The organism is Rhodococcus sp. NPDC127527, from assembly GCF_042672245.1.
Lineage (GTDB): Bacteria > Actinomycetota > Actinomycetes > Mycobacteriales > Mycobacteriaceae > Rhodococcus_G.
Window position 1 is genome coordinate 1 of the sequence record NZ_JBHXVP010000011.1, and the last position, 24796, is coordinate 24796.

The 24796-nt window shown below is 70.2% G+C and carries 16 protein-coding genes; 5 read left to right on the forward strand and 11 right to left on the reverse strand.

Annotation, left to right across the window (positions count from 1 at the left end):
• Positions 1-1305, forward strand: a 1305-nt coding sequence (locus ACFVH2_RS18085; RefSeq protein ID WP_378475715.1) for a DUF222 domain-containing protein, incomplete at its 5' end; no start/stop codon positions are given.
• Positions 1306-1417: 112 nt separating this feature from the next.
• Here the strand turns inward: ACFVH2_RS18085 and ACFVH2_RS18090 are convergent.
• From ACFVH2_RS18090 to ACFVH2_RS18100, 3 genes are read right to left on the reverse strand one after another with little or no spacing between them, the layout of a single operon-like run.
• On the reverse strand, positions 1418-5593 hold the full coding sequence (locus ACFVH2_RS18090) for a TIGR02680 family protein (RefSeq protein ID WP_378425415.1): 4176 nt from the start codon (positions 5591-5593) through the stop codon (positions 1418-1420).
• Positions 5594-5612: 19 nt separating this feature from the next.
• Complete coding sequence (locus tag ACFVH2_RS18095) at positions 5613-6959, reverse strand: DUF2398 family protein (RefSeq protein WP_378425413.1); 1347 nt, start codon at positions 6957-6959, stop codon at positions 5613-5615.
• Positions 6956-8467 (reverse strand): TIGR02677 family protein, encoded by a 1512-nt coding sequence (locus ACFVH2_RS18100; RefSeq protein WP_378425411.1) that lies wholly within the window; start codon positions 8465-8467, stop codon positions 6956-6958. Before ACFVH2_RS18100 ends, ACFVH2_RS18095 begins: the two co-directional genes overlap by 4 nt.
• Positions 8468-8623: 156 nt before the next feature.
• On the opposite strand from ACFVH2_RS18100, the gene ACFVH2_RS18105 reads away from it, so the two are divergent.
• Entirely contained in the window at positions 8624-10459 is a 1836-nt protein-coding gene (locus ACFVH2_RS18105; RefSeq protein WP_378425409.1) for an acyl-CoA dehydrogenase, read from the forward strand.
• Positions 10460-10491: 32 nt separating this feature from the next.
• Here ACFVH2_RS18105 and ACFVH2_RS18110 read toward each other — a convergent pair whose 3' ends face one another.
• From ACFVH2_RS18110 to nirB, 8 genes are all read right to left on the reverse strand, one after another.
• Positions 10492-11199 (reverse strand): MspA family porin, encoded by a 708-nt coding sequence (locus tag ACFVH2_RS18110; protein WP_378425407.1) that lies wholly within the window; start codon positions 11197-11199, stop codon positions 10492-10494.
• A gap of 100 nt (positions 11200-11299) precedes the next feature.
• Positions 11300-12007, reverse strand: coding sequence for an MspA family porin (locus ACFVH2_RS18115; RefSeq protein WP_378425405.1), 708 nt, complete (start codon positions 12005-12007; stop codon positions 11300-11302).
• A gap of 131 nt (positions 12008-12138) precedes the next feature.
• On the reverse strand, positions 12139-12873 hold the full coding sequence (narI, locus tag ACFVH2_RS18120; RefSeq protein ID WP_378425403.1) for a respiratory nitrate reductase subunit gamma: 735 nt from the start codon (positions 12871-12873) through the stop codon (positions 12139-12141).
• Positions 12870-13583: a nitrate reductase molybdenum cofactor assembly chaperone gene (narJ, locus tag ACFVH2_RS18125; RefSeq protein ID WP_378425490.1), complete on the reverse strand. Its 714-nt coding sequence runs from the start codon at positions 13581-13583 to the stop codon at positions 12870-12872. The genes narI and narJ overlap by 4 nt, the downstream gene beginning before the upstream one ends.
• Positions 13583-15217, reverse strand: coding sequence for a nitrate reductase subunit beta (gene narH, locus ACFVH2_RS18130; RefSeq protein WP_378425488.1), 1635 nt, complete (start codon positions 15215-15217; stop codon positions 13583-13585). The genes narJ and narH overlap by 1 nt, the downstream gene beginning before the upstream one ends.
• Positions 15218-15225: 8 nt before the next feature.
• Positions 15226-18909: a nitrate reductase subunit alpha gene (locus tag ACFVH2_RS18135; protein WP_378425401.1), complete on the reverse strand. Its 3684-nt coding sequence runs from the start codon at positions 18907-18909 to the stop codon at positions 15226-15228.
• Positions 18910-18958: 49 nt separating this feature from the next.
• The gene (locus ACFVH2_RS18140; protein WP_378425398.1) at positions 18959-19279 is read right to left on the reverse strand and encodes a Rieske (2Fe-2S) protein; all 321 of its coding nucleotides are present in this window, start codon (positions 19277-19279) and stop codon (positions 18959-18961) included.
• Positions 19276-21774, reverse strand: coding sequence for a nitrite reductase large subunit NirB (gene nirB, locus ACFVH2_RS18145; protein WP_378425397.1), 2499 nt, complete (start codon positions 21772-21774; stop codon positions 19276-19278). Before nirB ends, ACFVH2_RS18140 begins: the two co-directional genes overlap by 4 nt.
• Positions 21775-21981: 207 nt before the next feature.
• Between nirB and ACFVH2_RS18150 the strand changes: the two genes are divergently transcribed.
• The 3 genes from ACFVH2_RS18150 (at position 21982) to ACFVH2_RS18160 (ending at position 24790) form a co-directional block, all read left to right on the forward strand.
• On the forward strand, positions 21982-22986 hold the full coding sequence (locus ACFVH2_RS18150; protein ID WP_378425395.1) for a 3-oxoacyl-ACP synthase III family protein: 1005 nt from the start codon (positions 21982-21984) through the stop codon (positions 22984-22986).
• Positions 22987-23129: 143 nt separating this feature from the next.
• The gene (locus ACFVH2_RS18155; protein ID WP_378425393.1) at positions 23130-23720 is read left to right on the forward strand and encodes an SDR family oxidoreductase; all 591 of its coding nucleotides are present in this window, start codon (positions 23130-23132) and stop codon (positions 23718-23720) included.
• Positions 23717-24790, forward strand: coding sequence for a phosphotransferase family protein (locus ACFVH2_RS18160; RefSeq protein ID WP_378425391.1), 1074 nt, complete (start codon positions 23717-23719; stop codon positions 24788-24790). The genes ACFVH2_RS18155 and ACFVH2_RS18160 overlap by 4 nt, the downstream gene beginning before the upstream one ends.
• Positions 24791-24796 lie beyond the last annotated feature (6 nt).

Below are 24796 nucleotides of genomic sequence, written 5' to 3' on the forward strand. Positions count from 1 at the left end.
AAGACCGGCACCTGGCACAACGCCGGCGGCGACGAACTACCACCCGACCTACCCGCCACCGCCGCCGCGCAACGCGACGGGGCCATCGGCGGCGATCACGTTCACGAGATCCGGGGCGTCCTCCGCAAGATCCCTCACGGCGTCGATCCCGCCGAAGCGGACGTGGCCGAACAGATTCTGGCGGAGTTGGCCCGGTCGTCGACGCCGAGGGCGGTCGCCGACGCCGGCCAGCAGCTGTTGGCGTACCTGAATCCCGACGGCAGTCTCACCGACGACCGGGACCGCGCCCGGCAACGCTGCTTCCGGATGGGGAGACAAGATTCGGACCTCATGACACCCGTCTCGGGCCTGATCGACCCCGAGACCCGGGCCCTGCTCGAACCACTGTTGGCGAAGTTGGCGCGGCCCGGGATGAACAATCCCGACGACCCCAGCTCGCCGAGCGGCGACGCCGACTCACCGAGCCTCGATCGCGATCAGCTGGCGAAGGCCGCGGCCCGCGACACCCGCAGCGCCGGACAGCGCAACCACGACGCCCTGAAGACCGGGCTGCGGCAGGTGCTCGGATCCGGCGTCCTGGGGAGCCATCGCGGGCTACCCGTGACCGCGATCGTCACCTTCGGGCTCGACCAACTCGAATCCGAGACCGGCGTCGCCACCACCGCGTCCGGCGGCATCGTCCCGATCCGCGACGCCCTCGCGATGTTCGAGGGCGCACACCCCGTCCTCGTTCTCTTCGATCACCACGGCCGACCGCTGCACCTGGGGCGCTCCAAACGCCTAGCGAGTGCGGATCAGCGACTCGCGTTGATCGCGGCCTCGCGGGGCTGCACCCGACCCGGATGTGACGCCCCCGCCACCATGGCCGCCGTCCATCACCTCACAGAGTGGACCAAGGGCGGTCGCACCGACATCACCGACCTCGACCTCGCCTGCGATCCCTGCCACGCCCTCGTCCACGACGGACCCGGAGGCTGGCAGACCCGCACCGCGCCGCACGACAGCGAGAACGCGGGCCGCACCGAATGGACCCCACCCGTGCACATCGAACCCGAACGACAACCCCGGATCAATCACCGCCACCACCTCGACGAGTTGCTCGCCGACGCTCTCCGACGCGCCAAAGCCCGCAAGGACACCGAACTCCGGCGTCACCGCGCCCGCTGGTCTCGCGGCACCGGAATCGGGAGCGGCGACCGGACCGCAGACGAGCACACCAGCAAGGGCAACCGCAGCAACTACCGAGCCGACCGCGATCGAGGCGACGGCACGGGCCCCGAGGGGAACAGCGACGACGTCCCGTGATCCGCCGCGCGGCAACGCCCGCAACCCCACGCGGCACCACCGGCAACCGTCGAACGACGCTGTCGCCAATCGGGTTCCGGCGGACCTCCGCCGCGTCGGTGGCGGTCCACGTTCACACCTCCGCGAAGTCCAGTCCACCCTCCGCCGGCTCGAACACCCGGCGTCGCAGCGGCGACCCGAGAGCCTTGGCGAGGTCGGACCCGTCGTGCTCCTGCAGCAGGATCCCGTTCTCCCACACCATCAGCGCCGCGCTCACGGACTGTTCGGCGGTCGAATGTGACAGGTCGTAGTGCGCGCACCCCGGCACGCCCGCGTAGGTGACCCACAGGTCGTAGCCGGTCATGAACAGGTCCAGGTCGAACTGCACGCTCAGCCCCAGCAGTTCGCTGCGGCCGTTGTCGTCGACGCCCGCGAACGCCTCGTCCAGGCCGAGCAGGCGCGGCGCGTGCGGGTCCGCCGAGGACAGCATCACGTGCGCGGCCGCGAACAGCGGAAGATGCAGCGAGACCGACTGTTCGCCGCCTGAAAGCGCGCCGTGCCGGGCGACGGTGAGCCGGTCCTCGCTGCCGTCGCCGCCGATCAGGGTGAACGAGAACACCCGCCAGCGGCGGTAGTCCAGTGCCGCGGACAGGATCTCCGGGTACGCCCGCTCGGGATGGGCCGCCCGCGCCGCCCTGATCTGCGCCGCGAAATGCGCCCGCATGGTGGACAACTCGTCGGACCCGAGGCCCGAGGCGTCGCGGTCGAGCAGCTTGGACACCGCACGCGTGCCCTCGTCGAGGTTGTCCGCCAGCACCCAGTGCACACCGATCGTGCTGCCCGAGGACATGCGTCGTTCGCGCATCTCGGCACCCATCTGCGCGATCAGGTCGCGCGCGTCCACCGTGCGCTCGTGGATCTGCTGGGCCAGCCCGGTCAGCAGCGCGTCCTCGAGGATCCGGCGCTCCGACTCGGTGAGCAGCAGCTCCTGGTCCCCGCGGGCGGCACCGACCCGGGCCGCGAACTCGCCGATCGAGGAGAACCCGGTGTCGTCCTGGACCCGGACCGTGGTCAGCCCGTCCGGCGCATCCCAGTGCAGCCGGTAGTCCTGGCCCGCCGCCGCGAGCTGCGCATCGAAGTCCTGCAGCGCCGACGTCAGCGCGGTCCGCGTCGACTTGCCGGCGCTCTCGCTGGTCTTGACGGCCTCGGTGGCCGCGGACAGGGCGCGGTGGAGCGCATCCACCTCGGCCGGGAGCACCGGGGTGCGGTCCTGCGACGCCTCGTCGCGGATCCGGTACACGAGCTGGTCCGGGCTCAGCCAGGCAGCCGTGCTCGCCGGCCACGAGTGCGCCTCGGCCACCCCGAGCAGTTCGAGCAGGTCCTTCTGGGCGTACGGCGCCAACCGGTCGGCGTCGGAGCGTGCCTCGGTCAACGCGCTGCGCAGGGCCTCGACCGCCGCGTTGCAGGCGCCCTCGGCCTTGCCGATCTGCTCGACGGCGGCGTCGTACGCCTTGCGTGCTGCACGTTGCTCGGCCGTGGCGGCCTCGATCTTCGCCCGAACCCGGTCGAGGTCCGCGTCGATCTGGTCGGCGCCCGCACCGAGGGCCTCCCGCAGGGTGTCGAGCCGCTGGAGCTGCTGCGCCAGCTTCTCCTGCGCAAGCGCGACCTCCTCCGCGAACTCCTCGGCGACGGCCCGCGCCTCGCTGTGGCGGTCGTCGGCCTCGCGGCGGTGCTCGAGCTCCTTGTCCTGATCCCGCAGGCACCGCAGTACCAGGTCGCCCTGCTTGTCGAAATGCCGGATCGCGGCGGCGAGCGAGTCGAGTTCCCTGGCCTGGTGCGGCGCGCGGTGGGTGACCGCGGTGGTGCGGAGCTTGCGCTCCTTGGCGCCGTGATCGGCGACGGCCTGGTCGAGCTCGCGCTGGGTGGCTGCGGCGGCCTCGGACCGGGTGCGCAACGCGCCCGCCGACTCGGCGACCGCCCGCAGCGCGGCGAGGACCGCGGTGGCGCGGGGCACGGCCTTCGCCGCCGCCGCGAGCGCGCTCAGCAGTTCGCCCGCGTCTCGCTGCGCGGCCTCGGCGGAGGCGGCGGTGGCGTGCGCCTCGGCGATGGCCTCGTCGAGTTCGGCGATCCGCTGCTCCCGCCGCCGGGCGCGGGCGGTGGCGCCGATGTACTCGGCATCGGGCTTGGTGTGACGGCCGTGCTGGACACCCTGCCAGAACCGGCCATCGACGGAGACGCCGACGCCGGGCCCGTCGGGGGTCGAATCCCGGTGCAGCGCAATCGAGGACAGCAGTGCGGACACTCGGCCCTCGGGGACACCGGCATCGGTCTCGGCGACCAGGACGTCGGCCAGCGTCGGACCGGACGGGCGGGCGCCGGCGGGCATCGCCGTGAGGAACTGCTCGGACTCCGACTCGGGGACAGCGCCCGCGCCGCCGAAGACCCAGCCGTCCAACAGGTTCGCCGCCTGCAGCGCGGACTCGACGCCGGCGGCCTCTGCCGCGGACACCCCGTCCGCGAACCGGACCAGGCGCCACAGCGGGGCCCCGTCGAGGCCCTCTCGCGAGCCGGTGCGGGCCGCGAAGGCAGGCGGGGCGTCGTCGCGTTCGGCGGCGATCGCGGCCCGCGCGGCGGTCAGCTCGACGGCGGCCGCGGCGGCCCGTTCGGCCTCGGTCGCGGCCTCGCGGCGGCGGGCGCGCACCCGGTCGGTCCCGTCCTCGGTGTGCTGCGCCAGCAGCGCGGCGAAGCCGGGATGCTCGTCGTCGCCGATCTCGGCCACCGACTCGTGCAGCGCGACGAACAGGTCGCTGCGCACCCCGATCGACGAGTACATCGCGGAATGCTTGGTCCACCAGGTGCGCACCGCGCTCGCGCAGTCCTTGCGGGCGAGCGCGGCCTCCGCCTCCGACTCCTTCAGTGCTGCGGTCGCGGCGTCGAGCAGTTCCCGGCCGCGGTCCGCGGCGCGCTCGGCGCGGACCCGTTCGGTGGCCGCCTTCTCGACCGTCGCCAACGCGGCCCGGACGATGCGCACGTCCCCGTCGCGTTCCTCGGCGTGCCCGCGCACCGCGGTGGTGATCTGGTCGCCTCGCGCGCCGTCCGGCAGCGGCGTCCACACGATCCCGGCATCCTCGGCCGCGGACTGCAGTTCGTCCTCGGCGCGGGCCAGCGCCTCCACCGACCGGGTCACCTCGGCGGCCGACTGCGCGGCCTCCTCGGCGCGCTGCGCCAGGCTCGCATGGGCCTTGCGCGACTTGTCGGCCAGCTGCTCGGTCGACTGCTCCTGCCCCGCGACCGCCCCGGCGAGGTCGTCGAGCTGCTGTTTGCCCTCGTAGGCACTCGATCGCTGGAGGGCGTCCTCCTCCGCCTTGGACAGTTCGACGGCGCGCTCGGCGCTCTCGTACCGTTCCTGCGCCGAACCGCGCTCGCTCTGCGCGCTCGCCTGCAGCTCGGACGCCTCGGTCAGGGCGGTGACGGCGCCGGTGACGGCCTCGAGCCGCCGCGCGACCTGCTCGACGTCGGTGCGCGCCTGCTGCCGGAGGTACTTGGTGTAGACGCCGACGAAGCTCTGCGCGGCCTGGTCTGCCGCGGCCAGGCCCTCGAGCGCCCGGCCGACCTCTTCCATGTCGCTGAACGACCGGGCCGCCTCGAGCACCAACTGCTCGTCGAGCGGACGCAGGCCGTCGGTGAGCGCCTGCGAGAGGCCCTTCGGGTCGAGGTTCTTCGCCAGCTGCGGCCGCCGCAGCGTGAGGATGAGGTTGATCAGCTGGTCGTACCGCTGGGCGCCGAGACCGAACAGCCGGGCGTCGATCGCGGCGCGGTAGTCCACGGCGCGGTCGGTGATCGCGTCGCCGCCGATCTGCTCGGCGAGCTGACGCTTGGTCAGCGGCTGGTCACCGGAACCGAGCAGTGAGAAGTCCACACCGACCCGGCCGTCCGCGACGAAGTGCCAGCGGGTGACCTTGTCGTTCTGCCGGGTCGCGCGCATCCCGATGCCCACGGTGACGGCCTCCGGGTCCTCCTGCGAGCCGCGCGCGAACTCCATCCAGATGTAGGAGTGTGCGCTGTCGTCGCCCCGGTAGAGCAGGTTGGACTTCATCGTCCGTTCCTCGCCCGCGAACGGATTGAGCCGGCGCGGCTCGATACGCCCGTCGAGGACGAACGGGAAGAGCACCTCGAGCGCCTTCGTCTTGCCCGAGCCGTTGGGGCCGCGCAGCACCAACCTCCCGTCGGCGAAGGAGAACTCCTGGTCGCGGTAGTCCCAGAGGTTGATGATCCCGGCCCGGGTGGGACGAAAGCGCGCGCTAGCCATGCGATCTGCCTCTACTTCTCTAGTCGTCGCTCGGGACGGGCTCGGTGAACAGTTCGGGTTGCGGGGTGCGGTCGCGGACGGTGACGACGACGTCCCGGTACCGGGCCAGTGCGGGCAGCACCAGCACCCCGCCGACAGTTCCGCGCACCAACCGCAGCTGGTCGAGCAGTGCGACCGCCCGGGTACGCAGACCGGCGTGATCGGCCTGCCACTGCGCGGCGAAGGTCTTGCCGAACCGGCGGACGAGATCGGCCACCGCATCGTCGAGCCAGCTGTCCTCGACGAGGGGGAACGTCGCGTCGGGGCCGGGATCCGGTCCGGACGTGGGAACGTCAGGCTGCTCGGCGAGATCGCCGAAGATGCCGGCCTCGGGCAGCGCCGCGTCGAGGTCCGCGACGAGCTCGGTGTCGCGGTAGCCGGGCAGGGGCAGCCGAATCAGGTCGGGGGCGTCGGGATCGAGCACCCGGTCGGCGATCTCGCCGGCCAGCAGCAGCGCCACCTGGGCGATCGTTCCGGTGCTCGGGAAGCGCACGTCCGACATCCGTCCCGACACGTCGATCATGGCGACTCCCTCGGCACGCCGCTCGGCGACGAGTCCGGTGAGCAGTTCGACGTCGGCGGTCGTGCGGGGGAGGGCGAGCTGCAGTCGTTCCGCATCGTCGAGTTCGTCGGCGTACACGACCGGACGCTCCACCAGGGCACGCCGGATACGGCGCCCGGTCTCGCGCAGGTCCGGCTCGCCGTCCCGGACGGCCATCAGGCCACGCACGGACGTCAGGTGCTGCAGCGCCCGCGGCGGCCGGAACAGCGCCACCACGACGGACCGGTCGATGTCGTACAGCGCCTCGCCCGCTTCGGGATTGGTCGCCCAGCTGCCGGCGTCGCCGTCGGCCAGGCTGATCGCGCCACGGGCCGCGAGCCAGCCGACCGCGTCGACGAAGGCGTCCCGGTCGGCTGCACGGTCGGTGGACAGGTCGACGCCACCGACCTGCCCGGCCTCGGCCGAGACGTGGTCGGCCAGCTCGGAGAGCGTGATCTGCTTGCCCGCCCGGCCGAGGGCCGCCAGGGCGAGCGCGAGGTAGGCGTAGCGGTGGCGGTCGAAGGGCCGGTCGGAGCCGGTGCGCGCGGGTGCGGTCGGGTCCAGCCGGTCGACGACGGTGAACAGACGCGCCGTCGTCTCGGTGACCTCGAGCCGATAGCCGAACAGCTCGAGCAGGTCCTCGCGCAGCTCGGTGGCCCAACGGCGCAGCAGCGGCAGCGCCGCCTGGTCCGGATACGACACGGTGACAAGGTGATTGGACAGGATCACCCGGGCGGCACGCTGGTAGGAGTCGAGCGCCAGCGGCGCGATCTCGCGGGCCCTCACCGCACACTCAGCTTGAGTCGGTCCAGATGCAGGCGACCACGGGCGGTCTGCACGGTGGTGGACGTCTCGTGCTGGGACAGGGTCAGCCGGACCCCGTTCTCGGCCCCGGTCGAACTGCGGACGCTGCCGCTGACCGTGACCCGTGCGGTGAGCGCCGCGTTGAGCAGGCTGAGCAGCACCTCCGTCTCCTCCTCGTCCAGGGTTCGGTCGTACGCACCGCCTGCGGCCAGCGAGGACGCGGCGGCGGCGCGGGCTCGCTGCGCGGCGAGCTGGCGCTCGCGCAGCCGTCGGATGCTGGCGTCGTTGCGCTGGACCCGCCCGGGTTGCCCGGGGGAGGCGGTGCGGCCGGTCTCGGCGAGGGTCCGGGAGATCTCCACCGGCGGCGCCTCCCACCACGACCTCGAGTCCGGGATCAGGTCCGCGTCCGGGTGCGTCGTGGACAGGTGCCGCGGCCGCCCCAGGTCGAAGACCGACTGGAACAGGGCATGGGCGGCGTCCTCGGTCGGGGCGGCGGCGAACCAGCCCGCCAGGTGCCGCAGCTGGCTCTCCCGGCTCACCCCGCCACGCCGCGTCTCGGTCACCCGACGCAACAGGGTCAGCACGGCGGCGATGGCGCTCATGGTGCCCTCGCGCAGCCGATCGGACTCGCTGACCTCCGACTCCACGGCGGTGAACCACTGGGTGAGGCCGGCCCAGCGCGCCGCCCAGTCCCGTTCCCGCTCGTCGACCGGGAGCAGCACCCGCTCGTCACTCGCCGCGGCCCGCGCGATCAACCGATCGACACCCGTCGCCTCGACACCCGCGATGGCCTCGGCCAGCTTCGGTGCGTAGCGGGCCAGGTCGGAGCTGAACTCGCGCATGTGCGTGAGCAGCGCGTCCTTGTGCGAGAGGAACGACTCGGGGGTGATCTCGGTGGTGCGCACCAGCTCGCCGAGCGTCAGATAGAACTGCGCGGCCCGCGACGCCATGTCGGAGAGCGTGTCGTCCAGCCGGCGCAGCTTGCGGTAGATGAGGTCGCCGTCCGCCGCCCGGTTCGCCGCAGCCAGTTCGGTCAGGTCGGCGAGCAGGTCGGGCAACGCCAACCGCGACAGCGAGGCCTCCTCGAGGCGTGCGCCGAGCACGTCCTCGACGGCGCGGAAAGCCTGGTAGCCGACCTGGCTGAACTGGTACACGAAGTGCCGGTTCCGGTACTCGGCGAGCGTCGCCACCCGGCTGCCGTCGTAGCTGCGCTCGAGCACACCCCACAGGTGCAGTTGTTCGAGCAACGGGGTGATCTCGTGCGGGGCGAGGCCGCCTGCCGGCTGGTCCGGCGCGAGTCGGCCGAGGGTCTCGGCGACCTCGCCTGCGCGCAGCAGCACCACGTAGCTGGCGCGCGCGTGGTCGAACGCCCGCAGCACCCACAGGTAGTCGGCGCGCTTCTCGGCGGTCGCGAACGCGAAGAGCCGGAGCCGGTCGTCGCGTGCGAACGCGTCGCGGGCAGCGTCGTGGTCGGGACCGGAATCACTCACCGTGACAGGGTAGGGGAGCGAAACCGGTCCCGGACCGAGCGGGCAGGTCGGCGTGTTCGGTGGGGCCGGTCGACGGCGTCGCTACCTACGGTTGCGTACGCATTCCCGGGTCGGGCAGGCTCCCAATCGGCATCGTCCACCAGCGGAGGTAGCGGCATGGGTCACTACAAGAGCAACGTGCGCGACATCGAGTTCAACATGTTCGAGGTGCTCGGAATCGGGGACCTCCTGGACAGTGGGGCATACGGCGACCTCGACACCGAGACCGTGCGCGAGATCCTCGCCGAGGTCGCGAGGCTGGCAGAGGGACCAGTGGCGGACTCGTTCGTGGATGCCGACCGCAATCCCGTCGAGTTCGATGCCGTGAACCACGCCGTCGTCGTCCCCGACGCGCTGCGCAGGACGGTGGAGGCGGTGAACGCGGCCGGATGGTCCCGGCTCGGACTGCCCGAGGGGATGGGCGGCGTCCCGGCTCCCGCGCCGCTGGTCTGGGCGATCGGCGAGATGCTGGTCGCCGCGAACGGATCCGCGAGCTTCTTCAACATGGGGCCGCTGATGGCCAGCGTGTTGTACACCGTGGGCACCGACCAGCAGCAGCGCTGGGCGAAGGCCGGATTCGAGCGCGGCTGGGCGGGCACGATGGTGTTGACCGAACCGGACGCGGGTTCCGATGTGGGCGCCGGCCGCACCCGTGCCGTGGCGCAGTCCGACGGCACCTGGCACATCGAGGGAGTCAAGAGGTTCATCTCGGGCGGCGACGTCGGCGACACCGCGGAGAACCTCTTCCACCTGGTGCTGGCCCGGCCCGAGGGCGCCGGTCCCGGTACCAAGGGACTGAGCCTGTTCTACGTGCCGAAGTACCTGTTCGATCCCGAGACCCTCGAGCTCGGCGCGCGGAACGGGGTCTACGTGACCGGCGTCGAGCACAAGATGGGCATCAAGTCGTCGCCGACGTGCGAGCTCACCTTCGGTGCCACCGACGTGCCCGCGGTCGGCTGGCTGGTCGGGGACGTCCACGACGGCATCGCCCAGATGTTCCAGGTGATCGAGAACGCCCGAATGATGGTGGGCACCAAGGCCACCGGAACCCTGTCCACGGGATATCTGAACGCGCTGTCGTACGCCAAGGAACGAGTGCAGGGCGCCGACCTGACCGCGATGGCCGACAAGGCCGCACCGCGCGTCACCATCACCCACCATCCTGACGTACGGCGCAGCCTGGTGCGGCAGAAGGCGTACGCGGAGGGGCTGCGGGCGGTCTACTTGTACACCGCCGCACACCAGAACCCGGACCTGGCTGCGTCGGTGTCCGGTGCCGATCCGGAGATGGCCGCCCGGGTCAACGACCTGCTGCTGCCGGTCGTCAAGGGTGTCGGTTCCGAGCGGGCCTACGAGTTGCTCGCCGAGTCCCTGCAGACCTTGGGCGGCTCGGGGTACCTGCAGGACTATCCGATCGAGCAGTACCTCCGGGACGCGAAGATCGACACGCTGTACGAGGGCACCACGGCAATTCAGGCGCAGGACTTCTTCTTTCGGAAGATCGCCCGTGATCGAGGGGTTGCGCTCGCGCACCTGGCGGGACAGATCCAGACTTTCGTCGATGCATCCGCCGGCAACGGGCGACTCAAGTCCGAGCGGGCCCTGCTCGGGTCCGCGCTCGCGGAGGTGCAGGCGATGGCCGCGACGCTCACCGGATACCTCGTCGCTGCCCAGCAACGACCCACCGAGTTGTACAAGGTGGGCCTGGGGTCGGTCCGCTTCCTCTACGCGGTGGGAGACCTGCTGATCGGCTGGCGACTGCTGGTCCAGGCGGAGATCGCGCAGGCGGCACTGGACGCAGGCGTGCCGGCCGAGGACGAGCCGTTCTATCGGGGCAAACTCATGGCCGCGTCCTTCTTCGCCAAGAACGTGCTGCCGCTGCTCACCTCGGTGCGAGTGGTCCTCGAATCCATCGACGTCGACCTGATGGACTTCGACGAAGCGGCGTTCTGACCGATCCGCCGACGTCCCGAAGCGGACTCGGCCTAGAGCGGTACGGGGGCGCCGTAGGTCATGACGATGTCGCCTGCCTCGGTTTCGGCCCGTGCGTACGGCCGGATGGTCACCTGGCCGATCGCGCCGGACACACTGCCGTGCACGCCCGCGACACGGATCCGGGTCCCCGGCCCGTCGAACGACTTGTCCTTGACGACGGGCACGTCGGTGATGCCGCCGGGTTGCAGGTCGAGGGTGAAGTTCTGCTGGGGGATGAAGTCGCCGAGCAGTTCGGCGCGGTTGTTGGCGTTGAGGACAAGTGTGGGAGGGGTGGCGCCGCCGAAGCCGACGAGGGCGTTGTCGCTGTGTTCGAGTTCGAAGCCCAGGCCTGGGGTGTTGAGCTGGATGGTCGCGCCGGTGAGGGCGATCGGGTACCCGAGTTGGTAGCCGAAGGTGAGTTTGGTGCCCTTGGCCTCGGCGGCGTGGGGCCCGGTGATCTGGACCTCGGCGTAGCCGTTGTGGAAGAACTCGCGGCTGAGCGGCGAGCTGTCGAGCGGCGGTACCGCATTGACGGCGGTGTCGCCCTGGGAGACCTCGACTCGGTCGCCGCTGGAGTCGACGAGACTGTTGGCGTTGTCCACGCCCGCCGCGGCCGTTCCGGTGCCGAACACCAGCCCCACCACCGAGACGCCTGCCACGGCGAGGGCGCGCTTCGAGTTGGCAATGCGAATACGACGCTGCCTGCGAATCTCCGTCATGAAGGTACTGATCCGTTCCGTCGGTTTCCACGAGCGTGGCGCGGGCGGACCGGAATCGTCCAGCGATGCGGGAGCGATTCCGGTCCGGATGGGACGCGATCTACAGCGGAACGGGTGCGCCGTAGGTCATCACGATGTCGCCTGCCTCGGTTTCGGCCCGTGCGTACGGCCGGATCGTCACCTGGCCGATCGCGCCGGACACACTGCCGTGCACGCCCGCGATACGAAGCCGCGCACCCGGCCCGTCGAAGGACTTGTCCTTGACGACGGGCACGTCGGTGATGCCACCGGGCTGCAGGTCGAAGGTGAAGTTCTGCTGGGGGATGATGTCGCCGAGGAGCTCTCCGCGGTTGTTGGCGTTGAGGGCCAAGGACGGGGCGACGCCGCCGCCGAAGCCGACGAGGGCGTTGTTGCTGTGCTCGAGCTCGAATCCGAGCCTCGGGGTGTTGAGCTGGATGGTCGCGCCAGTGAGGGCGATCGGGTAGCCGAGTTGGTAGCCGAAGGTCAGCTTGGTGCCCTTGGCGGCCGCCGCATTCGGGCCGGTGATCTGGACCTCGGCATAGCCGTTGTGGAAGAACTCGCGGCTGAGCGGCGAACTGTCCAGCGGAGGCACCGCATTGATCTGGGTGTCACCCTGGGACACCTCGACGCGATCGCCACTGAAGTCGACGAGGCTGTTGGCGTTGTCCACGCCAGCCGCGGCCGTTCCGGTGCCGAACACCAACCCCACCGCGACGACCCCCGCGACCGCGACCGCGCGCTTCGAGTTGATCGTGCGAAAACGACGTTGCCTGCGAATCTCCGTCATGAAAATCCTCATCCGTTCGGTCGATTTCCCGAGCGCGCTAACGCGCCAGGTCACGAATTCAACGATGGACCCCGATTCCATTGAGACGCTAGTTCATCGGCTGCGACTGCGCGCGGCTTTCTGCGTCGTGTTCAGGCCCTGTTACCGTTCGCGGTTTCCCAGGCCCGGCCGTACCGGTTTCCCCCAGGTCGGCGGGGGTCCTTGCTGCGGTACACGACGTACGGCCGGCCGAGATAGCCGACCGGGGCGCTGAATACGTGCACCAGGCGTGTGTAGGGCCAGATCGCCAACAACGCCATGACGGTCAGACCGTGCAATTGGAAGCTCCACGGCACCCCGACCATCAGTTCCGGCTGCGGACTCAGTGAGAAAAGGCTGCGAAACCACGGCGACACGGTGGACCGGTAATCGTACTTGCCGAGGATCAGGTTCTCGCCCATCGTGTTGAACATGCCGCTGGCGATCACCACGACGAACAGTGCGTACATGATCCGGTCGCTCGTGCTGCTCGCCTGGCGGACGGTGACCACGGTGATCCTGCGGTACAGCAGGATCACCAGGCCGACGACGGTCGCGATACCGGCGGGCACGCCGAGGCCGACCGCCATCAGGTGGTAGGAGTGGTCGGAGAGGCCGACTGCCTCGGTCCACGCGGCCGGGATCAGGACGCCGCCGACGTGCCCGGCGAGCACTGCCAGGATCCCGAAGTGGAACAGCGGGCTGCCCAGCCGCAGCAGTCGGCTCTCGTACATCTGCGAGGACCGCGTCGTCCAGCCGAATTGGTCCTTGCGGTAACGCCAGATGTGTCCCACCACGAAGGACGTGAGGGCGATGTACGGCAGGGTCAGCCACAGCAGCGTGGTCACCGTCGTTCTCCGATCTCGGGGTGATGATCGACGTGGGGATGCAGGGCGGGATCGAGCGCGTACGTGTCGAGGCCGACCGCCTCCTCCGGCGGGCCCTCTGCGGCGAGTTTCGCCACCTGCTGCCGGTCGTCGGTGTCGAGCCCTGGCAGAGTCGCGCACACCGCGTCGAGCACCCCGGCGAAGGGGGACTCGCTGTCGTGCAGGGACAACCGCAGCACCTCGACGACGGCGCGGTGCGTCACCAACAGCCGGTACCCGCGTGCGGCGTCGGTGGTGGCGGCGAACTCGAGCACCACCGGCAGGAAGTCCGGCAGCTCGTGCTCGCCGAGAGTGACGCCGGCGTTCCGGTAGGCGTTCTTGAAGCGCAGCAACGCCATTCCTCGGTTGCGGGTGTCGCCGTAGGCGTAGTAGGACAGGTGCAGGCTGCTGCGGCGCCGCAAGTCGAACGTCTCGACGTACAACGCGGACAGTTCGATCCGCGGTGACGCCTGCATGACGGCGATGCATCCGAGCAGGTGCTCGCCGGCCTGCCCCGGCAGCGCGGCGGCGGCGTCACCGAGATCGCCGAGCATGCCGAGCGTCTGCTCCGTCGGATAGTCCAACAGCAGGGCGGCGATCCGCCACACCAGCCGCTGGTCCCGTTCGGACAGTGCGTCGACGGTGGGACGCAGCCTGCCCGCGGCCCGGCGGCGCAAGCCGAGCGCGCCCATCATGCGTCCTCGCGGCCGGGGGCGTCGGCTCCCACCCCGGTGGGGACGAGTCCCTCGGTGCTCCGGCCGTCCCAGTCGAGCAGGTTGATCCGCCCCGTCTTGTTCTCGGGTGCCGCAGTCGGATTCGTGTCCTGCGCCTGGTCGGTCAGGTGGAACTTGTCCGCCATCACGTCGAAGGCCGTCATGCCGGGCCCGCCGTCCTCGTCGAGGCTGCAGCCGGTGGCGAGCGCGTCGAGACGGTGCGCGTCCGAGCCGGCGCCGGTCGGGATCACGTAACGGTCCTCGTACTTGGCCAGCGCGAGCAACCGGTACATCGCGGCCAGGTCCTCGGGCGACAGGCGAACCGCCTCGGCGACCTCCGGCCGCGTCGGCTCGCCCAGGTTCACCCGGCGCATGTGCGCGCGCATCGCCGCGAGCCGCTGCAGCGACGCCCGCACCGGACCGACCTCGCCCGCGGTGAACAGTGCCGCCAGGTACTCGACCGGGATCCGCAACGCGTCGATGGCGCCGAACAGATTGTCGGCCTCCTCGCCGTCGTGGCCGGTGTCCGAGAGTGCCTCGACCATCGGTGAGAGCGGCGGGATGTACCAGACCATCGGCATCGTGCGGTACTCCGGGTGCAGCGGCAGCGCCACCTGGTAGTCGACGATCAGCTTGTACACCGGGGAGTTCTGCGCGGCCTCGATGAACTCGGCGGAGATGCCCGCACGTTCGGCCTCGGCGACGACCCGCGGGTCGTGCGGGTTGAGGAACACCCCGAGCTGCGACGGGTAGAGATCCTTGTCGTCGGTGACCGATGCCGCCTCGAGAACGGCGTCGGCGTCGTAGAGCATCACGCCGATGTACCGCAGTCGGCCGACGCAGGTCTCCGAGCAGATGGTCGGGATGCCGACCTCGATCCGCGGGTAGCAGAACGTGCACTTCTCGGCCTTGCCGGTCTTGTGGTTGAAGTAGATCTTCTTGTACGGGCACCCGGTGACGCACTGCCGCCAGCCGCGGCACTTGTCCTGGTCGACGAGAACGATGCCGTCCTCGGTGCGCTTGTAGATCGCTCCCGAGGGGCAGGACGCCGCGCAGGCCGGGTTCAGGCAGTGTTCGCAGATGCGTGGCAGGTAGAACATGAAGGTCTGCTCGAACTCGAGCTTGACCTTGTCGGACACCTTGGCCAGCAACGGATCCTTGCCGACCTGCTCCGGTCCGCTGCCCAGGTCGTCGTCCCAGTTGGCGCCCCAGGTGACCTTGGTGTCCTCGCCGGTGAGCAGCGACTTCGGCTTCGCCACCGGGACGGTGTCGATCGCCGGCGAGGCCAGCAGGTTGTCGTAGTCGTAGGTCCACGGCTCGTAGTAGTCGGACACGGTCGGCAGCTCGGGGTTGGCGAAGATGTTGAGCAGCCGCCTGGCCCGAGAGCCGCTCTTCAGTGTCAGCCTGCCGCGCCGGTTGAGCGTCCAGCCGCCCTTCCACCTCTCCTGGTCCTGGTACTGCCGCGGATAGCCCTGTCCCGGGCGGGTTTCCACGTTGTTGAACCAGGCGTACTCGACGCCGTCGCGGTTGGTCCAGGCCTGCTTGCAGGTGACGCTGCAGGTGTGGCAGCCGATGCACTTGTCCAGGTTCATCACCATGGCCATCTGCGCCATAACTCTCATCAGTACGTCACTTCCTGGTCGCGGCGGCGGATCGTCGTGACCTCGTCGCGCTGATTGCCGGTCGGGCCGTGGTAGTTCATGGCGAAGGACTGCTGGGCGTAGCCGCCGATCAGGTGCGAGGGCTTGATCATCAGCCGGGTCAACGCGTTGTGGATGCCGCCGCGCTTGCCGGTCCGCTCGGTCCTGGGCACCCCCACCGCCCGGTCCTGGGCGTGGTACATGAACACCGTGCCCTCGGGCATCCGGTGACTGACGATCGCGCGGGCGACCACGATGCCGTTGCGGTTGGTCGCCTCGATCCAGTCGTTGTCGGCCACACCGATCTTGGCGGCGTCCACGTCGGACATCCAGATCGACTGACCGCCGCGCGACAGCGTGAGCATGTGCAGGTTGTCCTGGTACGCCGAGTGGATGGACCACTTGCTGTGCGGCGTCAGATATCGGACGGTGACGGCGCCGCCCACGCCGTTACCGTGAGCTTCCCCGACCGCGGGCTCGTCGAACAGCGCGGTCATGTCCAGCGGCGGACGATAGATCGGCAGTTGCTCGCCGAGTTCCGACATCCAGTCGTGGTCGAGGTAGAAGTGCTGCCGTCCGGTGAGGGTGTGCCAGGGCTTGAGCCGTTCGGTGTTGATGGTGAACGGCGAGTACCGCCTGCCGCCGGTCTCGGTACCCGACCACTCCGGTGAGGTGATCACCGGGACCGGCCGGGCCTGGGTGTCCGCGAACCGGATTCGGGTGCCCTCGTTCTCGGCGGCCAGGTCCACCAGTGGTGTGCCGGTCCGCTCCTGCAGGTGCTCGAAGCCCTGGGTGGCGAGGCGGCCGTTGGTAGTGCCGGAGAGCGCGAGGATCGCCTCGCACGCGTTTTTGTCCTTGGCCAGCGATGGCCTGCCTGCCGCCACGCCGCTCGCGACGGTGCCGTTGACCCCGCGCAGGTACTCGACCTCCTCGGTCGGGTGGATGGTCACGCCCTTGGTGGTGAGCCCGAGTTCCTCGACGAGAGGTCCGAGCGCGCCGAGCTTCTCCGCGATCGCCGAGTAGTCGCGCTCGACGACCACCAGCTTCGGCATAGTCTTGCCCGGGATCGGCTTGCACTCACCGCGTTTCCAGTCCAGCACCCGCCCACCGGGTTGGGCGGTGGCATCCGCGGTGTCGTGGGTGAGCGGCACCGCGACGATGTCGCGGCGGGTACCGAGGTGTTTCTCGGCGAGCCAGCTGAACCCGCGGGCGATGCGGTGGAACGCCTCGAAGTCGGTCTTGGTCTCCCACGGCGGGGAGATCGCGGGGGAGAATGCGTGCACGAACGGGTGCATGTCGGTGCTGGAGAGGTCGTGCTTCTCGTACCACGTGGCGGCGGGCAGCACGACGTCGGAGAACAGCGTGGTGCTCGTCATCCGGAAGTCCAGCGTGGTGAGCAGGTCGAGTTTGCCCGCCGGTGCCTCGTCCCGCCAGATCAGCTCCTCGGGCCGGATGCCCTCGGAGTCACGGGCATTGAGGTTCGAATCGGCGCCGAGCAGGTGCTTCAGGAAGTATTCGTTGCCCTTCGCGGACGAGCCGAGCAGGTTCGAGCGCCACACCGTCAGACAGCGCGGGAAGTTCTCCGGCGCGTCCGGGTCCTCGACCGCGAACTGGAGATGGCCGGTCTCGAGCCCCTCGACGACGTGCGTGGCGGCGTCCTTGCCCAGCCGGTCGGCCTCGTCCGCGAGGTCCAGCGGATTGCGGTTGAACGTCGGGTAACTCGGCATCCAGCCGAGGCGGGTGGCCAGCGCGACGTTGTCGGCGGCGGTGCGGCCGGAGAACTTTCCGTCCGCGAGTGGCGAGGCCATCACCTCCGCGGTGAACGGGTCGTAGCGCCACTGGTCGGTGGCCAGGTACCAGAAGATGGTGCCCTGCATCTGGCGGGCGGGCCGCGACCAGTCCGAGCCGAATGCCAGTGTCGCCCAGCCGGTCACCGGACGGCACTTCTCCTGGCCGACGTAGTGCGCCCAGCCGCCGCCGTTGACGCCCTGGCAGCCGGTGAGCAGGGTCAGGGTCAGGAACGACCGGTAGATCTGGTCCGAGTGGAACCAGTGGTTGGTGCCCGCGCCCATCAGGATCATCGACCGCCCGCCGGAACGGTCGGCGTTGTCGGCGAACTCGCGCGCGACGCGGGCCGCCGAGGCGGCCGGGACGCCGGTGATGGCCTCCTGCCAGGCCGGGGTGTACGGCTCCTCGGTGTCGTCGTAGCCGGTGGGCCAGGTGCCGGGCAGGCCGGGGCGTCCGACGCCGTACTGGGCGAGCATCAGGTCGAAGACGGTGGTGACCAGCCGGCCCGCCACGGTTCGCGCGGGCACGCCGCGCCGCAGCACGCCGGGAGTGGACGTGTCGTAACGAGGAAGGTCGACCGCGACGGAGTTCGTCGCCGGGCCGGTGTCGTACATGGTCATCAGCGGGTCGACGCCGCGCAGGTCGAGATTCCAGTGGCCCTTGCCGGATTCGGTGAAGCGATGTCCCAGGGAGCCGCCGGGCACCACCGTCTCGCCGGTGACCGCGTTCAGCAGGACCGTCTTGTGCTCGGCACCCTCGGCGGTGTCGCCGAGATCGGCCGCGGTGAGGAACTTTCCGGGCACGTACCCGCCGTCTCGCCGGTCCAGCGTGATCAGGTACGGGAGATCGGTGTACTTCTTGACGTAGTCGGTGAACCGGTCGGTGTTCTTCTCGACGAAGAACTCCTTGAGAATCACGTGACCCATCGCCATCGCGAGGGCGCCGTCGGTGCCGGGGCGCGCGGGCAGCCACTGGTCCGCGAACTTGGTGTTGTCGGCGTAGTCGGGCGAGACGACGACGACCTTCTGGCCGCGGTAGCGGGCCTCGGTCATGTAGTGCGCGTCCGGGGTTCGGGTGACCGGGACGTTCGAGCCCCACATGATCAGGTAGCCGGCGTCGAACCAGTCGGCCGACTCGGGCACGTCGGTCTGGTCACCGAACACCTGCGGCGAGGCCTCGGGCAGGTCGGCGTACCAGTCGTAGAAGGACAGCATCGCGCCGCCGATCAACGAGATGAACCGGGTGCCGACCGCGTGACTGACCATCGACATGGCGGGAATCGGGGAGAACCCGGCGACGCGGTCCGGGCCGTACTTCTTGATGGTGTGTACGTGCGCGGCCGCCACGATCTCGGCCGCCTCCCACCACTCGGCCCGGACGAATCCGCCCTTGCCGCGGGCGGACCTGTAGCGCTTGGACTTCTCGGGGTCGGATGCGATGTCCTCCCACGCGAGCACGGGATCCTTGAGGCGTTCCTTGGCGTCCCGGTACATCTCGAGCAGCACGCCGCGCACGTACGGGTAGCGGACCCGCGCGGGCGAGTAGGTGTACCAGGAGAACGAGGCGCCGCGGGGGCAGCCGCGCGGCTCGTACTCGGGTTTGTCCGGGCCGATCGAGGGGTAGTCGGTCTGCTGGGCCTCCCAGGTGATGATCCCGTCCTTGACGTAGATCTTCCAGGAGCAGGAACCGGTGCAGTTCACGCCGTGGGTGGAGCGCACCACCTTGTCGTACGACATCCGGTCCCGGTAGAAGTCGTCGGAGGTGCGGCCGCCGATCTGGTGCAGGGTGCGCAGATCGGCGGACGCCTCGCCGCGCTGGAAGTGCTTGCCGAACCGGAGCAGCGCGTCGGCGTCCAGCTTGCCGGTGGTCTGGGACATGAAGAGCCTCTCGAAGGGTGAGTGCGACAGTGCAAGTGGTGGTCGGCCGTCAGATCCGGACGACCACCGCCCCGTCGTGCACGTCGGCCGGATACACCCGGACCGGTGCCACGGCCTCGGTGGTGCATGCCCCGGTGTCGAACCGGAACGCGAACTGGTGCAGCGGGCAGGTCACCACCGCGCCGTCGATCTGACCGTCGGCGAGCGGTCCCGCCTTGTGCGGGCACACCGCGTCCATCGCGCGAACCGTGCCGTCCGCCAGCAGGAACACCGCGATCTGCCTGCCGGCGACGACGTAGGTGCGACCCTCGCCGGGCGTCAGGTCGGTGACGGGCCCGACCGTCACCTGCCGGTCCACCACCGCGGTCATCGGACCGGCACCTGGGGGAGCGGGAGCAGCGGCAGCGCGGGCGCGAACTGCGCCGGCGACTTCGGTGCACTCCGCTCGCGCCACGGGTCGCGGTATCCGGCCGCCGCGGTCGCCATCCGTTCGTCCAGTCCGGCCACGATGCCCTCCTCGTCTCGAACCAGCAACGCCTGCAGTCGTTCCAGGCCGATTCGCGGTACCCAGTCGTAGGTGCGCTCGAGCCACTTGGCGTCCTCGCGGTAGTACTGGACGAACCGGCCCGCCAGCTCGATCACGGCGGCAGCCGAGTCGACGGTGGCGAGCAGGTCGCCCTTGCGGATGTGGGCGCCGGCGGCGCCGCCGACGTAGACGTCCCAGCGGCCGTCGCCGACGGCGACGACACCGAGGTCCTTGCACAGCGCCTCCGAGCAGTTGCGGGGGCAGCCTGCGACCGCGAGCTTGAGCTTCGCCGGGGTCTCGAGGCCCTGGAACCGCTCCTCGAGCGCGATACCGAGGCTCGTCGAGTCGCCGAGCCCGTAGCGGCAGAAGTCGCTGCCGACACACGTTTTCACGGTCCGCATGCTCTTGCCGTAGGCGTACCCGGACGGCATGTCCAGATCGCCCCACACCTTCGGCAGGTCCTCCTTCCTGATGCCGAGCAGGTCGATGCGCTGGCCTCCGGTGACCTTGACCAGAGGCACCGCGTACTTGTCGGCGACGTCGGCGATGCGACGCAACTGGTCCGGTGTGGTGACGCCGCCCTTCATCTGCGGGACCACCGAGAACGTGCCGTCCCGTTGGATGTTGGCGTGCACGCGGTCGTTGATGAACAGCGCGCCGCGCTCGTCCACCCAGTCCGGACCCCAGATCACCCGCAGGAGGGAGGCCAGCGGCATCTTCGCGGTCGACTCCTCGCGGCCGCCCTCGGCGAGTTCGGCGAACACCTGGGACACCGCGCGCAGGTCCCGCTCGCGGATGGCGGCGATCAACTCCGCCTTGGTCATCGGGATGCACGGCACGTACCAGTCGGCTGCCGGATCGGCGGCGAGCGCCCCACCAGCCGCGCCCGCCACGATGTCCGCGACGAGTCCCTTGCACGAGCCACAACCCTTGCCGGCGCGGGTCTTCGCGCAGACCTCGGTCAGTGTCTGCGCCCCGGAGTGCACGCAGGCGACCAGGTCGGCCTTGGTGACGCCGTTGCAGTTGCACACCTGCGTCTCGTCGGGCAGATCCGCGGCGGACGCGGCCTCGCCGGCCCCGGCGAGATCGAACAGCAGCGACAGGCGGTCCTCCGGCAGGTCGACCTTCCCGTCGAACACCTGAGTCAGCAGGCCCGCCTTGCCGGTTTCGCCCATCAGCGTCGCGCCGACGAGTCTGCCGTCGCGGACCACCACGTTCTTGTAGACGCCGGTGCGTGAGTCGTAGAACTGGACGAACTCGTCGCCGTCGAGTTCGGGCCCCTTCACGCCCATCGCGGCCACGTCGAGGCCGGCGACCTTCAGTTTCGTGGTGGAGCTCGAGCCCTGGTACGCCGCTGCGGGATTCACGCCGGTGAGGTGCTCGGCGAGGACGACGGCCTGCTCCCACACCGGCGCGACGAGACCGTAGAGCTCGCCGCGGTGCTGGGCGCACTCGCCGACCGCGTACACCGAACCCTCGTCCTCGCAGCGCATCTGGTCGTCGACGACGATGCCTCTCTCGACGACCAGACCGCCGGCGCGGGCCAGCTCGGTGTTCGGCCTGATGCCCGCGGTGACGACCACCATGTCGGCGGGCAGGATGCTGCCGTCGGTGAACCCGACCCCGGTCACCGCGCCGAACGGGTCGCGCAGCACGGCGGTCGTCCGCATCGCGGTGTGCACGCCGACGCCGAGCGCCTCGATCTTCGCGCGCAGGACCTCGCCGCCGCGTTCGTCGAGCTGCTGGTTCATCAGGTGACCCGGGGAGTGCACGACGTCGACGGCCAGGCCCTGGGTGCGCAGCCCGTACGCGGCCTCCAGTCCGAGCAGCCCACCGCCGATGACGACCGCGGTGACCTTGTCCCGGGACTGCGCCAGCTGCAGCATCCCGTTGGTGTCGGCGATCGTGCGGAACCCGAACACCCCGCGCCCGAGACGTCCGTCCGGCTCGCGCAGGCCGTCCATGTTCGGAAAGAAGGTGTTGGAGCCGGTCGCGACGATCAGGACGTCGTACTCGACAACGCGGTCGCTCTCGCAGGTGACGGCCTTGGCGAACCGGTCCAGCCGCACCGCGCGGTCCCCGACGTACAGGGTGACGCCGTTCTCCCGGTACCAGCTCATCGGGTTGAGGATCATGTCCTCGTCGTCCGCGGCCGTCTCGCCGGAGAGGACATGGGAGAGCATGATGCGGTTGTAATTGCCGTACGGCTCGTCACCGATCATCGTGATGTCGAACTGGTCGCGGCCGCCCCGGGCGAGGATCTCCTCGACCGTGCGCGCGCCCGCCATGCCGTTGCCGATCACCAGCAGCCGCCTCTTCACCTCACCTGTGGTCGCCATGCGCCCAGGGTGCGGCGCCGCGGTGACGCGGTCGCTGCCGGCAGGTTACGCGGCAATCAGGAAGTGCTCACCTCCGTCGGGGTCGTGCTGTCAGGGTTTCGTCACACGTCATCTCGGTGGATGCGGCGAAACACCCGCGCCGGAAGGAACGATCCAGTAAACAGGCGGTCAACAGCCATCGATGAGCACTCAGCGAGGAGATCGGCGATGCGGTCGGGCACACACGGCACGGATCGGCCTGGCTACGGCGTGCTCGGAATGGGCATGTACGTCCCGCAGCAGGTGGTCACCAGCGCGGAGGTCGCCGCGGCCGCGGGTGTCACCGAGGAGTGGGTCGTGGCGAAGACCGGTGTCCGGCAACGTCGTCGTGCCGCGGTCGACGAGTCCACTGCGGATCTCGGCGCCGAGGCGGGCCGCCGCGCACTGAAACACGCGCGCGACCTCGCCTTGACCGCCGAGGCCGCCGACGATCCGGGAATGCTCCTGGTCGCGACGTCGACACCCGATCGGCAGGTGCCGGCGCCGGTGTCGGACGTGCACGCGCGGATCGGGTTGCCGCCGTTGCCCACGCTGAGTATCGACGGCGGCTGCGCCGGGTTCGCCCAGGCGATGGTGACCGCCGCGGCCTATCACGAGATCGGGGTGGCACGAACCGCACTCGTGGTCGGAGCGCACCGGATTCGGAACTTTCTGGTCCCGTCGGACGCTCGGACGGCGCCGCTGTTCGGTGACGGTGCCGGCGCGTACCTGATGGGTCCGGTGCCGCCGGGGTACGGGATGCTGGCGTACCGGATGATGTCCGACAGTTCCCACGTCGACGCGTTGCGGACCCCGTACCGGACACCGGATTTCACCGGTCCAGATCGACTGTTCATGGACGGCCACGGCCTCGTCGAGGTGTTCGTCCGCGAACTGCCCGAGCTGCTGAGCCAGTGTCTCGACGAGGCCGGCGCGACCGTGGACGAGATCGACCACCTGTTCGTCCACCAGGCCAACGTCCAGATGGTGCGCGCTCTCGGCGGGCTGCTCGGCCTGTCGGCCGAGAAGGTCCCGACATCGGGTGAGTGGGTGGCGAACACCGCGTCGGCATCGCTGGCGATCGGCACGGTGATGGCGGCGCGAGCGCGGCCGATCCGGCGCGGCGACCTCGTCGTGATGATCACCGCCGGCGCGGGTGCCAACGGCGTCGTGATCGTGACGAGGTGGTTCTGACATGACGGGAGGTGGTGACGTGGCGTCGGCGTCGTTGCCGGGCGGGCGGCGGTCCGCGGTGGTCACCGGGGGTTCGGGAGGGATCGGCTCGGTGATCTGTGCACGCCTGGCCGCCGACGGGTTCGACGTGGTGGTTGGCTACTGTGCCAACGAATCCGGTGCAGGCCGACCTGTCCGAGCCGGACGAGGTGCGACGCCTGATGGGGGCCGCGGAGGACCGCTACGGCCGGGTCGACGCCTATGTTCACAACGCAGCGACCGCGGTGTTCGGTTCGATGCGCAAGCTCGCGGCCGGTGAACACGACCGATACCTGCGCGCATTCGCGCTCAACACCCACTCCCTGCTGGTCGCCGCCGCCGAATGCGCGGAGCGGATGAACGACGGCGGCCGGATCGTCAACATCTCCTCCGTATCCGCGGTCCAGGGGCTGTTCGGGGGCGGCGCCTACGCCGCCAGCAAGGCCGCCGCCGAGGCCCTCACCCGCACCGCGGCGACAGAGCTCGGCGGTCGCGGAATCACCTGCAACACAGTCCAACTGGGACTGGTCAACACGCCCACTGCGCGGGAGGTGACGAACGAGGACGTCGCGAGTTTCTATGCCGTGCAGGCGCCGACCCGCCGGGTGGGAACCCCGGCCGACGTCGCCTCGCTCGTCAGTCACCTGCTGCACCCCGATTCCGGGTGGCTGACCGGCCAGACGATCGGCCTCAACGGAGGTTTCCGATACTCGTGACGGGAATCCACGACAACACCGAGACCAGGGCGGGCCGAGTGCTCGACGACACCGAGGCGGCGGAACTGACGCGCTGGCTGGCCGGACGGCTGCCCGGCGCCGGCGAGGTGGGGATCGTGCCGCTGGCGCAGGCCGCCGGGCACAGCCACGAGATCCACCTCGTGACCCGCGGTGACCGGCGCTGGGTGCTGCGGGTGGCCCCGGACCATCCCGAGGCCGCGGTCGGCGGCGCATTCGACCTGAGCCGGGAGGCGCGCATCCTCGCGGCGCTGTCCGGGACCGGGATCGCGCACCCCGCCGTCGTCCTTGCCCGCGACGACACCACACCTCTCCGCCGCGACCTGCTGGTCACCGAGTTCGTCGACGGCATCACCCTCGACCGGGCCCTGCCCCCGCAGTTCGCGAACGCCCGCGACGGCCGGGCGATCACCGAGTCGATCGTGGACACCCTCGCCCGCATCAACACTCTCGACTGGGCGGCCACCGGCCTGGCCGCGCTCACGCGGCCCGACGGCTACCTTGGCCGCCAGTTCGACAAGGCCCGCGTGATGCTCGAGCAGTTCCGCACCCGGGACACCCCGGCGCTCGACACCCTGCTCGGCCGGCTCGAGGCCCGGCAGCCGCGCGAGTACCGCCTCGGCCTGATCCACGGTGACTACAGCGCGATGAACCTCATGGTCGACCGCGCGGAGCCGGCGGTGTGTGCGGTCCTGGACTGGGAGACCGCCACCGTCGGGGACGCGATGGTCGACATCGGCTACCTGACCGCGCGGTGGGTGCGCCCGGACGAGAACCCGATGGTTGCCGCTTTCGCACTCGGGGGCACCGATCCGAGGGCCCACGACCTGGTTCCGGGTCGGCGACACCTGGTGGACCGGTTCGCCGAACGCACCGGGTGGTCGGTGGACCTGCTGCCGTTCTACCAGGGGCTGGCGATGGCGCGGCTGGCCGTCGTCCTGGAGGGCCGGGTGGCGACGAGCAAGCGGCGCCGGCGAGACGATGCGGCGACGATGTTCACGGCGCTGGCCGACGGGTGCGCCGACCACGGTCTGCGACTCGCCGATGGGTGAGTCGCC

What these genes read in the sequence shown, in the direction of transcription:
- ACFVH2_RS18110 (WP_378425407.1), bottom strand. Translation starts at nt 11,199, where the DNA reads ATGACGGAGATTCGCAGGCAGCGTCGTATTCGCATTGCCAACTCGAAG.
- ACFVH2_RS18090 (WP_378425415.1), bottom strand. Translation starts at nt 5,593, where the DNA reads ATGGCTAGCGCGCGCTTTCGTCCCACCCGGGCCGGGATCATCAACCTC.
- nirB (WP_378425397.1), bottom strand. Translation starts at nt 21,774, where the DNA reads ATGGCGACCACAGGTGAGGTGAAGAGGCGGCTGCTGGTGATCGGCAAC.
- ACFVH2_RS18115 (WP_378425405.1), bottom strand. Translation starts at nt 12,007, where the DNA reads ATGACGGAGATTCGCAGGCAACGTCGTTTTCGCACGATCAACTCGAAG.
- ACFVH2_RS18140 (WP_378425398.1), bottom strand. Translation starts at nt 19,279, where the DNA reads ATGACCGCGGTGGTGGACCGGCAGGTGACGGTCGGGCCCGTCACCGAC.
- ACFVH2_RS18150 (WP_378425395.1), top strand. Translation starts at nt 21,982, where the DNA reads ATGCGGTCGGGCACACACGGCACGGATCGGCCTGGCTACGGCGTGCTC.
- ACFVH2_RS18105 (WP_378425409.1), top strand. Translation starts at nt 8,624, where the DNA reads ATGGGTCACTACAAGAGCAACGTGCGCGACATCGAGTTCAACATGTTC.
- ACFVH2_RS18135 (WP_378425401.1), bottom strand. Translation starts at nt 18,909, where the DNA reads ATGTCCCAGACCACCGGCAAGCTGGACGCCGACGCGCTGCTCCGGTTC.
- narJ (WP_378425490.1), bottom strand. Translation starts at nt 13,583, where the DNA reads ATGGGCGCGCTCGGCTTGCGCCGCCGGGCCGCGGGCAGGCTGCGTCCC.
- narH (WP_378425488.1), bottom strand. Translation starts at nt 15,217, where the DNA reads ATGGCGCAGATGGCCATGGTGATGAACCTGGACAAGTGCATCGGCTGC.